Source organism: Kibdelosporangium philippinense (genome assembly GCF_021390435.2).
Taxonomy (GTDB): domain Bacteria; phylum Actinomycetota; class Actinomycetes; order Mycobacteriales; family Pseudonocardiaceae; genus Kibdelosporangium; species Kibdelosporangium philippinense.
The window spans coordinates 109,509-123,355 of sequence record NZ_JAJVCN010000005.1 but is presented as its reverse complement, the minus strand read 5'-3'; the positions used below and the strand labels follow the sequence as shown (position 1 = coordinate 123,355).

Here is a 13,847-nt window from a genome sequence, read left to right as displayed (position 1 = left end):
TCAGCCAAGCACAGGTCAACGGGACCCATACGAATGGGACACCCAAGGAGGCCCCAAAGGATGTAACCGTGGCCCCGAACGGAAACGGAAAGAAGAGCCATACCGGCACTCTTGAGCGCGGTCTCGCCGTACTCGAACACGTCGGGCTCCGGCAGGAGATCTCCACGAACGCGATCGCGACACAGCTCGGCCTGTCGCGCAGTGCGATCTACCGGATCGTGCACACGCTCAAGGAACTGGAGTACCTGGAGGCCGACCACGTCACCGGCCGCGTCCGGCTCGGCGCTCGGCTTGTCGAGCTTGGCGTGCAAGCGATGTCGTCGACCGACTTGCACAAGGCCGCGCCGCAGTTCCTCGCCGGATTAGCGGCTCGCAGCGGCGAGACGATCTTCCTGGCTGTGCCGGACGGCGACGCGATGGTGTACGTCGGCAAGGACCGCGGCGCCAACGCGGTCACATTGCACTGCCAACTGGGCACAAGGCGGCCGCAGCACGCGTCTTCCCTCGGCAAGGCATGGCTTTCGGCGCTGGCACCGGCCGAGCGGGTCGACCGGGTGACCCGGATGCGGCTGGATCGCTTGACCCCCAACACAATCGTTGAGCGCTCGCACCTGCTCGAGGAGCTCGACCGGATCAGCAAGCGTGGCTGGGCCGTCGACAACATCGAGAACGAGCCCGACGTCGGCTGTGTCGCCGCGCCGATCCGTGACCGCACCGGTCAGCCGATCGCGGCGATGAGCATCGCCGGTCCCGCGGGACGTGTCCTGATGCGCACGGACGAGCTTGGCCCGATGGTGGCGGACGCGGCCAGCACCTTGTCCCGGCGTCTGGGCTATTTGCCGTAACCGACGCGGAACCTGTCTTTGAAGCGCCGCCACACACTTTGAAGACCTTCTGTGACGAAGGGGGTCCTGACGTGCTCCAGGATTATCAGCCTGCTGGTCCGCTGTGGCTGTCGGCGCTCGTCGCCGCGCTGCCGATCATCGTGTTGCTCGTAACCCTGGGAGTGTTGCGCCGCTCGGCGCACCTGTCGGCTGCCCTCGCGCTGGCCACGGCACTCCTCGTCGCGATCGTCGTGTATCCGATGCCCATTGGCCTCGCGGCCAACGCGGCGCTGATGGGCATCGCGTTCGGCGTGTGGAACGTCATCTGGATCGCGTTCCACGCCGTGTATTTCCACAATGTCACTGTCGCGACTGGACGGTTCGACACCGTCAAGTCGGTGCTGGCCGGGTTCAGCCCGGACCGGCGGTTGCAGGCATTGCTGATCGCGTTCGCGTTCGGCGCGCTGCTTGAAGGGATCGCGGGCGGGGGCGCGCCGGTCGCGATCACCGGCGCGATGATGTTCGCGCTGGGTTTCCCGCCCGTGAAAGCGATTGTGCTGGCGTTGCTGGCCAACACCGCGCCGGTGGCGTTCGGCGGCCTTGGCAACCCGTTGATCATTCTCGGCCGGTTGACCGGGCCGATGCTCGGGATGTCGGCCGACGAAGCCAGCCACCTGTTCTCGGCCATGGTCGGCAGGCAGCTGCCGTTGCTCGCGTTGATCATCCCGGGCTTCCTGGTCGTGGTGCTCGCGGGCTGGAAGAAGATGACCCAGGTCATGCCAGCCGTGCTGACCGCCGGGTTGTCGTTCGCGGTCGTGCAGTTCCTGGTGTCCAACTACATCAGCCCAAGCCTGGTCGACGTGCTCGCCGCGTTGGCCGCGATGGTCGCGCTGTGGGTGCTCACCCGGTTCTGGCAGCCGAAGGAACTGTGGGGCTTCGACGGCGAGACCGTCGCGGCCAAGGCCGATGGCGTCGGCACGCAGACCCGCAGGCGTGGCGCGCTTTACGGCTGGGCGCCGTACATCATCCTGATCGCGGTGATCCTGCTGTCACGGATCGGCACCATCTTCAAGGGCCTGCCGTCCTGGTTGGACCTGACGAAGCTGTTGCAGAGCCCCAACATCGTGTTCACCTGGCCGGGTCTGCACAACCAGGTGATACAGACGCCGCCGATCACCGCGAAGAACACGCCGTATCCGGCATCGTTCACGATCGACTGGCTGTATTCGGCCGGCAGTATGGCCCTGATCTCCGCGATCATCGCCGGTCTGACGATGGGCGCGGGCGTGAAAAAACTCGCGCAGGTCTATCTGGCCACGATCGTGCAGATGCGCTGGGCACTCGCCACCATCATGATGATCCTGGGCATCGCGTTCGTGATGAACTATTCGGGCGCGACCCAAACCCTCGGCCTCGCACTGGCGACAACCGGTGTGCTGTTCCCGTTGTTCTCCGCGTACATCGGCTGGCTAGGCGTGTTCCTGACCGGCTCGGACGCGTCAACCAACAGCCTGTTCGGCCCGATGCAGGTGATCTCCGCGCAGCAGCTAGGCGTCGACCCGACGCTCGCGGGCGCGACCAACACCTCGGGTGGCGTAATGGGAAAGATGATCTCGCCCCAGAACCTGTCAATCGGCGCGACCGCGATCAACAAGACGGGCGAAGAATCGACCCTACTGCGCCAAACATTCCTCTGGTCCCTGGCACTGACCGCGGTGGTCGGCGTCATTTCCTTGCTGCAGGCGGAAGTCCTAACCTGGATGATCCCAACTCGATAGCCAGAAAGTGCAAGAGGAGACGGATGGCATACCCAACTGCCCGTACAGGTAGCGGGTCACCCCACTTTGCGTGAACGTCGGGCGGCTTACCTACCTTGGTTGAGGGTTAGGCGGCACACCCACCTTGACCGAGAGGTCGGGCCGCACACCCACCTTGACCGAGAGGTCGGGCCGCACACCCACCTTGGTCGAGCGGTCGGGCGGCACACGGACCTTGGTCGAGGGTTGGGTGGTTTGCCCACCTTGGTTGCGGGGTTGGGCGGTTTACCTCACGTTGATCGAGGGGATGAAGGGTTGGGCCTGGAATGTGCGGCGTGCACCCGGTAGCACAATGACGTATCGCCGTGAGCGAAGCGAACAGGCGGGAAGTCAGCGACGGGTGCCCGCGCGTGTCTGCCGCTCCGGCATGGCGTGTTGAACCCGCGAGCGGCGCACGGCGGCGAGCAACCAGGCCGAAAGCGAGTCGAGCAGTTTGACTCGCCGTGCCGGTGGGGCGGACACGCGGAAAATCACCCCAACCAACCCGGCTGGACCGCGAAGCCAGCGAAGGGGCCGGGCCTGTCGGTCACGCCAGGCCGTAAAGAGTCGGGGCTTGCACCCGCGAGGTATCTCGCATTGCACCGCCCTGGCGCGTGTCCACCGTTCCGTCACGGTGTGTCAAACTGCTCGACTCGCTTCCAGCGCGGTTGCTTCTCCCCGTGCGCCGCTCGCGTGTTCAACACACCATGACGGAGCCGGTGGACACGCGACGGGTAACGTCGGCAGTGTGAAGCCGCGCCTACTCCTTTCGGTCGTCGCCGCGATCGCGCTGGTCATCGCGGGTGCGGCGGCTATCGTGCTCTACGCGAATCAGCCGCCGCGGCGGACCGCTGAGAGCTATTACGAGCGGCCGACTCGCCCGGCGAACGTGCCGCCGCCGTGCGAGGACGTCATTGAGATCACGTTCGCCACGGACGCGTTGATGAACAAGGCCGCGCCCGAGCTTGAGGCCGATATCAGCTTCTACAACCCGCATTTCGTCACACAGGCTCAGAACTACGAGCGGCTCAAGCTGGCTTTCGCCAACCAGCCGGATGTTCTCAAAGCCATCCGGCCGGAGTCCGTGCCCGCGTCGGTGACGCTGTGGGTGTCCAACTCCGGCCGTGGCCCCAGCGTGATGGCTCAATTGAGACAAAGCTACGGGCCCACCAATGTGGTGGACCCGTGTGCAGTGCCGGGGAAATCCAGTACCCGGCCGGTACCGACTACTACTCGGTGATCATCAGGCAGTGACCTCGATGCGGCGCGGCTTGACCGCGTCCTTCTTGCCGACCGTGACGGTCAGTACGCCGTCGGCCAGCTTGGCCTCGACCTTCTCGGCGTCGAGGTTGCGCGGCAGAGACAAGCGGTAGGAGAACTTGCCGGTGCGGCGAGTGCGGTGCCGGAACAGGCCCTTCTCCTCGCGCTCCTTGAGCTCACCCGTGATCGACAGGTCGGTCCCGTTCAGGTCGACCGTGACGTCCTCACGCTGAACGCCGGGCACGTCGAGCTCGACCACATAGCCGGTCTCCGTCTCGGTCACGTCCGCGAGCGGTGACCACGTCTGGTTGTTGTACCGGCTGAGCTGCGAGAACAGGTTCTCGAACTCCCGGAAGGGGTCGAACCGGTCGACCGAGTTCAAAGTACGAACAGCAGGCAGCGCCATAACCCTCAAACCTCCATCACACCCTTCGGCCGCCCTGGCCGAACACTCCTTCCAACGGGGTTGAGTCGAGGATTGTTCCCAAAGTTGAGCTTTAGTCGCGCAACTTTGTCCCGGCGGCGAGGACCGTACAGAGTGGGTCGGCTGGATCGCGCCGCATCAGCAGCGGGACCGGCCGGTTTTGGCTGGCCAGGACCTCGATGAAGTCCACCTGCCGATCAACGCGCCAGCCGAGCGGCGTCATCCAGTCCGCGGGCAAACCGGGCCCGGCCCGGCAGTTGTCGATGAAGACGAGCGCGAGGGTCCGCTCGTCCTCGTCGACGAACGGCACGTCCGCCATGACGGGCAGGCGCCGCAGGACCTCGATGATCAGGCCGCTGCCCGCGGCGCTCAACGAACTGATGCCCGAGACCAGCTTGCCCGCGTCGGCCGCGCCGAGGTACATCACCAACCCCTCGGCGAGCCAGACACTGCGCTCCCGCGGGTCGAACCCGGCGGCGAGCAATGCGCCTTGCCAGTCGTCGCGCAGGTCGATAGCCACTGGCACGCGTTCGCACCGCGGCTTGTCGTCCGCGAGCACGGCCGCCTTGAAATCGAGTACGGCTGGCGTGTCGACTTCGTAGACGACGGTTCCGGGTGGCAGATCCAGCCGGTAGGCCCGGGTGTCCAGCCCGGCGCCAAGGAGCACGATCTGCCTGGTTCCCCCGTCGATGAAACGCATGAGGTTCTCGTCGAAGAACGGCGTCCGGCTGCCGAAGAACGTGTACAGGCCTTCCCAGACAGGCGTGATCTGACCCGGGTCTGCTGGGCCGAGCCGGACGGTGTCCACACCGGCGGTGGCCGCGACGAACCGCTCGGCGAGTGGATCAGTGAACAGCGGGTCGCTCCGGTCGGCTTCCCTAGCCCGCGAAACCGCCCCGACCAGCGCGGTGAATCCGACCCCGGCGGGCAATTCGTGAGATCCCATACCAAATCCCCGATTTCGTTACGGTGTTATCACACACCGCAACTGTGCCCCTGATGCCGTATGTCTGCCAGCACCTGGCGCAAATCGCCGGTAGCATCCGGCGTCCGCCACGCGACGAAGAAGTCCGGCCGCACCAGGACAGCGCCCGATTCGGTCACGCCGTACGCCTTGGCCCAGTCACTGCCTTCCAGCACGTGAGCGGTCAATCCGAGCTCCTCAGCCCGTGCGGCCCACTCCGGCGAGCCAGTCAGTACCACGAATCCGCAGCCGAACAGCTCGATCGTCGAAGACCCGTCCGGCAACACAACATGCGGCGCGCGCGAGCCGGGCCGACCGGTCGGCTCGGGCTCAAGCAGTTCGCCCTGGTCGCCGGGTTCGAGCAGGACCGCGTCGCTGATCTGCCGATAGCCGAAGAAAAGCATTGAGATCGGGTCGGCCATCGGTGTGAGCGTGCCGTCGTCCAGATGCGGCGCCATCCGCTCGACATAGAACGTGTACTGCTGCTGCGCGATGTACTCCGAATACGGCCGCCGCTCAGGGGTGTGGCTGTCCAGAAGTCCTTGTCCCGCTTCGCCTTTGACCACCATGGCGAGCTTCCAGGCCAGGTAGAAACCGTCCATCACCGCGGTGTTCCCGCCGAAGGCTCCGGTCGGCGGCATCACCCGGACCGCGTCGCCGACCAGGTGGACCCGGCCAGAACCAAAGGTGTCCGCCACCCAGTGCTTGGTGTCCGAGCTGCTGCCCACCTCCAGCAGCCGCACGGCCAGGTCCGGAATGCCCGCGGCGGTCCGGATCATCTCGATCCACCGCTGGTCCGAGTATTCCCCCAGCCCAACGCTCAGCGAATAACGACCCGGCTCGTCGGTGCTCACCATCGCGCCGCCGCCACCTGGCAAGTCGGGATTCTGCAAGTACAGCAACGCGTTGCGCGGCACCACCGACGACAGGTCGGCCTCGAAGATCGCACCGACCCCGGTACCGAGCACGCCCCGGCCGGTCACGCCGATGCCCAGCGCCTGACGGATCGGACTGCGGTGGCCGTCGGCGCCGACCATGTACTCAACCCCAACGGTTTGCTCTTCACCCGTGTTCAGGTCACGCAGTACTGCCGTGACCCCGTGCTCGTCCTGGGTGAACTCGACCAACTCGGTCGAGAACCGGATGGTGGCGCCGAGTTCACGAGCCCGGTCGGCCAGGATCGGTTCGAGCCGTTCCTGGCTGGTGTTGGCCCAGCCCGCTGACGAGAAATCGGACAGGTCGGGGCCCATGCTGTCGACCAGGATCTCGTTGAACACCGGCCCGGCCGCCGCCTGCGCGACCACGATCCGGAACTCGAATTCCGGCGGTGAGGCGTCGATGACCTGCTGATCGACACCCGCCAGCCGCAGCACTTCCATGGTCTGCGGGAACTGCCCGCGCGCCTTCGGATGCAACGACGTCGTCGCGTGCCGCTCGACAACCAGCGACTCCACGCCGTGCAGTCCAAGGAACATCGCCGTGGACAGCCCGGACAGCCCTGCTCCAACCACCAGAACCCGCATAACTCCTCCTTGGTCGAACGACGTTCGTCGTAACGAACATTGTTCTAACGACGAACAGCGTTCGTGTCAAGTAGAGTGCTCGCGTGGAACTACCGGAGCCGCCGTGGCGCACGGGTGCGCGCAAGCCCGTCCGACAGCCGCTGACCCGCGACAAGATCGTGGACACGGCGCTGGGCCTGCTGGAGAAGGAGGGCCTGGACGCGCTGTCGATGCGCCGGGTCGCCCAGGCGCTCAACACCGGCCCGGCCTCGCTGTACGCGCACGTGCGCAACCGGGACGAGCTGTGTGAGCTGATGTTCGACCGCGTCCTCGGCGAGGTCGACGTGCCGCAGGCAGATCCCGACCACTGGCGGGAGCAGTTGAAGCAGCTGTGTTTCGGTCAGGTCAAGGCGATGACCGCGTACCCAGGGATCGCCTCGGTCGTGATGAACGCGATGATCCCGTTGGGCCCCAACGCTTTGCGTCACGGCGAGGGAATGCTGGCGATCCTGCGCGCCGGAGGCCTGTCAGAAAAGCAGGCGGCGTGGGCATTCGACGCGCTTGGCTTGTACTGCAAGGCTTACGCGGTCGAAGTCACCTCGTGGCGCGACGGTTCCGGCGAGGAGCTGGCTGAACGCGGCCGTCAGATGGCGGAGTACATGCAGTCGCTACCGCCCGGCACCTTGCCGAACCTGATTGCCATCGGGCCGTTGTTCTCCGCCCAGACCGCGCACGAACGTTTCGAATTCGCGATCGACACGTTCATCGCCGGACTAAGGCAGCAGACGCCGGACGATCGCGTCGGCCAGTAGCCGTCCTTCATCCGTCAGCACGGCACGTCCCGAGTCGAACGCTGCCTGGCTGAGCAGCCCGTCGGCGACCGCGGCCTTCGCCTCGGCAACGCCGGGTTCGTCGAGGACAGCCAACGAAAGCCCGTCAACCAGACGGATTTCCAGCAACACCCGCTCCACCCTGCGGTCCTCTTCGGACAGAATCTCGCGGGCGGCCGCGGGCGAGCGACCTTCGGCCAAAGTGGACGCATACCGAGCCGGATGCTTCACGTTCCACCACCGCACACCGCCGACGTGGCTGTGCGCACCTGGACCCGCGCCCCACCAGTTACCGCCGCGCCAGTAATTGAGATTGTGCTGGCACCGGGCGCCGACGGACGCGGCCCAGTTCGACACCTCGTACCACTTGAACCCGCTGGTCGACAGGACCGAGTCGACCTGCTCGTACCGTTCGGCCAGCACGTCGTCATCGGGCGACGGCAGCTCGCCGCGCCGGATCCGCCGCTCGATGGCCGTTCCCTCTTCGATGATCAACGCGTAGGCCGACACGTGATCGACACCGGCGTCGAGGACCGCGTCCAATGAGGCCTGCAGGTCGTCCGGCCGCTCCCCTGGCGTGCCGTAGATCAGGTCAAGGTTCAGATGCTCGAACCCGGCCGCCCGTGCTTCGGCCGCCGCGGCGGCTGGACGTCCAGGCGTGTGCTTGCGGTCCAGGATCTGCAACACGTGCGGCGCGACGGACTGCGCACCCAGCGACACCCGGTTGTATCCGGCCCGCAGAATCCCAGCGAAGAACTTCGGTGAAGTGGACTCCGGGTTCGCCTCGGTTGTGATCTCCGCCGCAGAAGTCACGCCGAACGAGCCGCGGACCGCGTCCAGCACCGACGCCAAACCGTCGGCTCCCAGCAACGACGGCGTGCCGCCGCCGACAAAGACCGTGCTCGCTGGCGGAGCGGATCCCAGCACTGCGGCGCCCATCTCCAGCTCGCGCCGCAGGCCTTCCAGCCAGGACTCCGGCGAAGCGGAAGTTCCCAGCTCACCGGCGGTATAGGTGTTGAAATCGCAGTACCCGCAGCGGGTCGCGCAGAAGGGCACGTGCACGTACACACCGAAGGGTTTGCCGCCCAGCCCGGCAAGCGCCTCGGGCGGCAGGGAGCCGTCAGCCGGGGCGGGTTCACCAGGGGGAAGCGTGGAAGCCACGCTCTCAATTCTCGCACCGCCGCCGCTCGTCAAGCGCGCGTGACCCTCATCCCAGCATGCGGATGGTGGTAGACCACCTGATGGACGCGTGGCACGCTGGGCTTATGTCTGCTGTCGTGCCGGTCATCCTCGTGGCTCGTCGTCACGTGGATTTCCTGCGCGTGAACAGCGACTTGTGCCGGCGTTGACCCGTTCGCCGGATATTTGTTTCTTCCGCCGGCGTCGGATACGCCGGATTCTTCTGCCTCGGTGAGGTCGGGTCGGCGTGTGCGAGCGCCCCGACATCCCGAAGGACGCCACATGGCTCCGCCAACCACCACCCCCAAGCGGGCCAAGCAACGCCGGGGCGAGGGACAATGGGCACTCGGCTACCGCGAACCGCTCAACCCGAACGAGCGCAGCAAGAAAGACGACAACCCGCTCAACGTCCGTGAGCGCATCGAGAACATCTACGCGCACGGCGGGTTCGACTCCATCGACCCGGCCGACCTGCGTGGCCGGTTCCGCTGGTACGGCCTGTACACCCAGCGCAAGCCCGGGATCGACGGCGGTCGCACCGCCACGCTCGAACCCGAGGAGCTTGACGACGAGTTCTTCATGCTCCGCATCCGGATCGACGGCGGAGCAGTCACCACACAGCAGCTCGCGGTGATCGGCGAGATCTCCCAGACCTACGCGCGCGACACCGCCGACATCACCGACCGGCAGAACATCCAGTACCACTGGATCCGCGTCGAGGACATGCCGGTCATCTGGGAGAAGCTCGAAGGCGCCGGGATGACCACGATGGAGGCCTGCGGCGACAGCCCGCGCGTCATCCTCGGCTCCCCGGTCGCCGGCATCGCGAAAGACGAGATCATCGACGGCACCCCGGCCATCGACGCGATCAAGAACACCTACGTCGGCGACAAGGCGTTCTCGAACCTGCCGCGCAAGTTCAAAACCGCGATCTCCGGCCTGCAGGACGTCGCACACGAGATCCACGACGTGGCGTTCGTCGGGGTGGTGCACCCGGAACACGGTCCTGGTTTCGACGTGTGGGTCGGCGGCGGCCTTTCCACGAACCCGATGCTGGGCAAGCGGCTCGGCGCGTGGGTGCCGCTCGACGAGGTCCCCAAGGTCTGGGAAGCCGTGATCAGCGTCTTCCGGGACTACGGTTACCGGCGGCTGCGCCACCGGGCCCGGATCAAGTTCCTGGTCGCCGACTGGGGCCCGGAGAAGTTCCGCGAGACCATGGAAGAGAAGTACCTCGGCTACAAGCTGATCGACGGCCCGGCACCGGAAACCCTCGACTACCAGCTCGACCACATCGGGGTACACGAGCAGAAGGACGGCAAGTTCTACGTCGGCGCCGCACCCATCGCGGGCCGTGTGTCCGGCTCGATCCTTGTCGAGGTCGCCAAGGCCGCCGAGCGCGCGGGATCCAACCGGGTCCGGTTCACCCCGCAGCAGAAACTCCTGGTCCTGGACGTTGCAGAGAGCGAAGTTCCAGCGCTGCGGGCGGAACTGACCAAGCTGGGCCTGCACACCGACCCGTCGCCGTGGCGGCGCGGCGTGATGGCGTGCACCGGGATCGAGTTCTGCAAACTGGCCATTGTCGAGACGAAAGCCCGTGCGGCTGAACTTGTTTCAGCGTTGGAGCAGCGGCTGGCCGACGTTCAGGCAGGCGTCGAGCACCCGGTGACCGTGCACATCAACGGCTGCCCGAACTCGTGCGCCCGGATCCAGACCGCGGACATCGGGCTCAAGGGCCAGATCGTCACCGACGCGGACGGCAAGCAGGTCGAGGGCTTCCAGGTGCACCTTGGTGGCGGGCTTGGCCTCGACGCCGGGTTCGGCCGGAAACTGCGTGGCCACAAGGTGACCGCGTCGGAGCTGTCCGACTACGTCGAGCGGGTCGTGCGCAACTACCTCAAGGAGCGCTCCGCGGGCGAGCGGTTCGCTCAGTGGGTCCAGCGTGCTGACGAGGCTGATCTCAAATGAGTGAGAGGGCTGCTCCGTTTTATTGCCCCTACTGCGGTGACGAAGACCTTCGCCCGCAGGAGGAGCCGCACGCGGCGTGGCTGTGCAACGGCTGCCGCCGCGTGTTCGTCGTGAAGTTCGTGGGGATCTCAGTGGGGCAGGTGTCCGAGTGACAACAGCGACCAACGAGCTGAAAGACCTCGCCGAGCGCGCGTCGGCCGAACTGGCCGACGCCAGCGCGGCCGAGGCACTGGCGTGGACCGCCGAGACGTTCGGCGACAACTGGATTCTGGCGTCCAACATGCAGGACGCGGTGCTGATCGACCTCGCGGTCAAGGCGAAGCCGAACTTCGACGTGCTGTTCCTGCAGACCGGCTACCACTTCCCGGAGACCATCGGTCTGCGGGACGCGGTCGGCGCCACCTACTCGGGGTTGAACATCATCAACGCCGAGCCGGACAAGACCGTCGCGCAGCAGGACGCCGAGGAGGGCCCGAACCTGTTCGAGCGGGAACCCAACCACTGCTGCGATTTGCGCAAGGTCGTTCCGCTGCGCCGGACGCTGGCCAACTACGACGCGTGGGTCACCGGTGTGCGTCGCGTCGACGCGCCGACGCGGGCGAACACCCCGATCGTCCAGTGGGACGAGCGCAACGGGCTGGTGAAGATCAACCCGATCGCGCCGTGGTCCGACGAGGAGTTCCGGGCGTACATCGACAAGAACGGGATTCTGGAGAACCTGTTGGTGGCCGAGGGATATCTGTCCATCGGCTGCGCACCCTGCACGGCGAAAGTCGCGCTCGGCGCCGATCCCCGCAGCGGCCGCTGGGCGGGTCAAAACAAGATCGAGTGCGGACTGCACGGTTAGAAGGGGGCATCTGTGACGCTCGCGCTGGATCGTAAAACAGCAAACCTGGACGCCTTGGAATCCGAGGCGATCCACATCTTCCGCGAAGTGGCAGGCGAGTTCGACCGGCCGGTGATCCTGTTCTCCGGCGGCAAGGACTCGACCCTGCTGCTGCACCTGGCGATCAAGGCCTTCTGGCCCGCGCCGGTGCCGTTCGCGTTGTTGCATGTGGACACCGGGCACAACTTCCCTGAGGTGATCGAGTTCCGCGACCGGGTCGTGGCCAAGTACGGGCTGCGTCTTGTGGTCGCGCACGTGCAGGACTGGATCGACGACGGCAGGCTGACCGAGCGCCCGGACGGCACCCGTAACCCGCTGCAGACGATGCCGTTGCTCGACACCATCACCGAGCACAAGTTCGACGCAGTCTTCGGTGGCGGACGCCGTGACGAGGAGCGGGCCAGGGCCAAGGAGCGGATCTTCAGTCTGCGCAACGCGTTCGGCCAGTGGGAGCCGAAGCGGCAGCGTCCCGAACTGTGGAACCTGTACAACGGCAGGCACCGGCCGGGCGAGCATGTCCGGGTGTTCCCGCTGTCGAACTGGACCGAGCTGGACGTCTGGAACTACATCGCTCGCGAGAAGATCGACCTGCCGGACATCTACTACGCCCACGAGCGTGAGGTCTACCTGCGCGACGGCATGTGGCTGGCCGAAGGCCCGTGGGGCGGTCCCCGCGAGGGAGAAACGTTGGAGCGTCGGACGATCCGCTACCGCACGGTCGGCGACGGCTCGTGCACCGGCGCCGTCGACTCAGACGCGTCCACCATCGAGGAAGTCATCGCCGAGGTTGCCGCCTCAAGGCTGACCGAGCGTGGCGCGACGCGCGCCGACGACCGGCTTTCCGAAGCAGCGATGGAAGATCGCAAGCGGGAGGGTTACTTCTAAATGAGCGATCTTCTCAGGCTCGCGACCGCTGGCAGCGTGGACGACGGTAAGTCCACTTTGGTCGGACGGTTGCTGTACGACACCAAGTCGGTGCTGGCCGACCAGCTCGATGCGGTGCATCGGGCCAGTGCGGACCGTGGACTCTCCACACCGGACCTGTCGTTGTTGGTTGACGGTTTGCGGTCCGAACGCGAACAAGGCATCACGATCGACGTGGCATACCGGTATTTCGCCACGCCCAAGCGGTCCTTCGTGCTCGCCGACACTCCGGGGCACGTGCAGTACACCCGCAACACCGTCACCGGCGCCTCGACCGCGCAGCTCGGGATTCTGCTTGTGGACGCTCGTAAAGGCGTCATCGAACAGACCCGCAGGCACGCGGCGGTCCTGGCGTTGCTGGGTGTGCCGAGGTTGGTACTGGCAGTCAACAAAATCGACCTCGTCGGCTACGACGAGTCGAACTTCAAGCTGACCGCCAAAGAGTTCACCACGCACGCCAATGCCTTGGGGTACGCGGATTCCGACGTGCTGACCATTCCGGTGTCGGCGCTTGTCGGTGACAACGTTGTGGATCGCTCGGCCAACACGCCCTGGTACACCGGGCCGACATTGTTGGAGCACTTGGAAAGCGTGCCGGTCGAGCCGGACCCGCACCACGTCCCGTTCCGTTTCCCTGTCCAGTATGTGATTCGCCCACGGACTCCGGAACATCCGGACTATCGCGGCTATGCCGGACAGATCGCCGCGGGCACGATCACGCCGGGCGAGGAGATCGTTGTCCTGCCATCAGGTTCCCGCGCACTGGTCGAGCGGATCGACACTCCGGACGGCGAACTGGCCGAGGCGACCGCCGGTCAGTCGGTCACTCTGGTGCTGTCTCATGATTTGGATGTTTCGCGCGGGGACTTGATTTCCGTCGCCAACAATGCCCCGAACGTCGTCGACGAGTTCGAAGCGACGCTGTGTTGGTTGGCGGACAAGGCTTTGCGGCCGAACGCCAGGGTTCTGGTCAAGCACGGCACCAAGACCACACAGGCGTTCGTCACCGAGCTTTCGTCACGGTTCGACGAGCAAAAGCTGTCCAGTGTGGAACTGCCGGAAACGTTGCAGTTGAATGAGATCGGTCAAGTACGGATCCGCACCGCGGAACCACTGCCGATCGACGACTACTCCGTCAATCGCCGGACCGGAGCCTTCCTGGTCATCGACGCGAGCGACGGAACGACGTTGGCCGCAGGCTTGGTCGGAGCACCCCTCCGAATGACACAGACCGTCCGAGGCAGTGTTCGTAACAGCGTGAACCCCGGACCCTGACTCCCATTTCTCGCGCCT

At 65.8% G+C, this 13,847-nt stretch carries 14 protein-coding genes; 9 read left to right on the top strand and 5 right to left on the bottom strand.

Annotated features, from left to right (window positions below):
* The first annotated feature begins 68 nt into the window (after positions 1 to 68).
* Together LWC34_RS53705 and LWC34_RS53700 are read left to right on the top strand one after the other, a co-directional pair.
* On the top strand, positions 69 to 845 hold the full coding sequence (locus LWC34_RS53705; protein ID WP_233734372.1) for an IclR family transcriptional regulator: 777 nt from the start codon (positions 69 to 71) through the stop codon (positions 843 to 845).
* A 71-nt stretch (positions 846 to 916) separates the two neighbouring features.
* Positions 917 to 2,602: an L-lactate permease gene (locus LWC34_RS53700; protein WP_233734370.1), complete on the top strand. Its 1,686-nt coding sequence runs from the start codon at positions 917 to 919 to the stop codon at positions 2,600 to 2,602.
* A 369-nt stretch (positions 2,603 to 2,971) separates the two neighbouring features.
* Here LWC34_RS53700 and LWC34_RS57805 read toward each other — a convergent pair whose 3' ends face one another.
* On the bottom strand, positions 2,972 to 3,103 hold the full coding sequence (locus LWC34_RS57805; protein ID WP_284051991.1) for a hypothetical protein: 132 nt from the start codon (positions 3,101 to 3,103) through the stop codon (positions 2,972 to 2,974).
* A 265-nt stretch (positions 3,104 to 3,368) separates the two neighbouring features.
* Between LWC34_RS57805 and LWC34_RS53695 the strand changes: the two genes are divergently transcribed.
* The gene (locus LWC34_RS53695) at positions 3,369 to 3,860 is read left to right on the top strand and encodes a hypothetical protein (protein WP_233734368.1); all 492 of its coding nucleotides are present in this window, start codon (positions 3,369 to 3,371) and stop codon (positions 3,858 to 3,860) included.
* Positions 3,861 to 3,863: 3 nt separating this feature from the next.
* On the opposite strand, the gene LWC34_RS53690 is transcribed toward LWC34_RS53695, so the two are convergent.
* The 3 genes from LWC34_RS53690 to LWC34_RS53680 all read right to left on the bottom strand — a co-directional run bounded on the left by LWC34_RS53690 (position 3,864) and on the right by LWC34_RS53680 (position 6,791).
* On the bottom strand, positions 3,864 to 4,286 hold the full coding sequence (locus tag LWC34_RS53690) for an Hsp20/alpha crystallin family protein (protein ID WP_233734367.1): 423 nt from the start codon (positions 4,284 to 4,286) through the stop codon (positions 3,864 to 3,866).
* Positions 4,287 to 4,377: 91 nt separating this feature from the next.
* Positions 4,378 to 5,250, bottom strand: coding sequence for an SAM-dependent methyltransferase (locus LWC34_RS53685; protein ID WP_233734366.1), 873 nt, complete (start codon positions 5,248 to 5,250; stop codon positions 4,378 to 4,380).
* 29 nt (positions 5,251 to 5,279) lie between these two features.
* A complete protein-coding gene (locus LWC34_RS53680) occupies positions 5,280 to 6,791 on the bottom strand; it encodes an FAD-dependent monooxygenase (RefSeq protein ID WP_233734365.1) in 1,512 nt (503 codons plus the stop codon).
* Between the two features lie 83 nt (positions 6,792 to 6,874).
* On the opposite strand from LWC34_RS53680, the gene LWC34_RS53675 reads away from it, so the two are divergent.
* Positions 6,875 to 7,582 carry a TetR/AcrR family transcriptional regulator gene (locus tag LWC34_RS53675; protein ID WP_233734364.1) on the top strand — a complete coding sequence of 236 codons (708 nt, stop codon included), beginning with the start codon at positions 6,875 to 6,877 and terminating at the stop codon, positions 7,580 to 7,582.
* On the opposite strand, the gene hemW is transcribed toward LWC34_RS53675, so the two are convergent.
* Complete coding sequence (gene hemW / locus LWC34_RS53670) at positions 7,544 to 8,761, bottom strand: radical SAM family heme chaperone HemW (RefSeq protein ID WP_233734363.1); 1,218 nt, start codon at positions 8,759 to 8,761, stop codon at positions 7,544 to 7,546. The two genes, LWC34_RS53675 and hemW, sit on opposite strands and share 39 nt — an antisense overlap.
* 300 nt (positions 8,762 to 9,061) lie before the next feature.
* On the opposite strand from hemW, the gene LWC34_RS53665 reads away from it, so the two are divergent.
* From LWC34_RS53665 to LWC34_RS53645, 5 genes are read left to right on the top strand one after another with little or no spacing between them, the layout of a single operon-like run.
* Positions 9,062 to 10,744, top strand: coding sequence for a nitrite/sulfite reductase (locus LWC34_RS53665; protein ID WP_233734362.1), 1,683 nt, complete (start codon positions 9,062 to 9,064; stop codon positions 10,742 to 10,744).
* On the top strand, positions 10,741 to 10,896 hold the full coding sequence (locus LWC34_RS53660; RefSeq protein WP_233734361.1) for an Insertion element protein: 156 nt from the start codon (positions 10,741 to 10,743) through the stop codon (positions 10,894 to 10,896). The genes LWC34_RS53665 and LWC34_RS53660 overlap by 4 nt, the downstream gene beginning before the upstream one ends.
* Entirely contained in the window at positions 10,893 to 11,591 is a 699-nt protein-coding gene (locus LWC34_RS53655) for a phosphoadenylyl-sulfate reductase (protein ID WP_233734359.1), read from the top strand. Before LWC34_RS53660 ends, LWC34_RS53655 begins: the two co-directional genes overlap by 4 nt.
* Positions 11,592 to 11,603: 12 nt before the next feature.
* Positions 11,604 to 12,515, top strand: a complete 912-nt coding sequence (cysD, locus tag LWC34_RS53650; protein ID WP_233734358.1) for a sulfate adenylyltransferase subunit CysD — start codon at positions 11,604 to 11,606, stop codon at positions 12,513 to 12,515.
* Entirely contained in the window at positions 12,516 to 13,829 is a 1,314-nt protein-coding gene (locus LWC34_RS53645; RefSeq protein ID WP_233734357.1) for a sulfate adenylyltransferase subunit 1, read from the top strand. It begins immediately after the preceding gene.
* Positions 13,830 to 13,847: the final 18 nt, after the last annotated feature.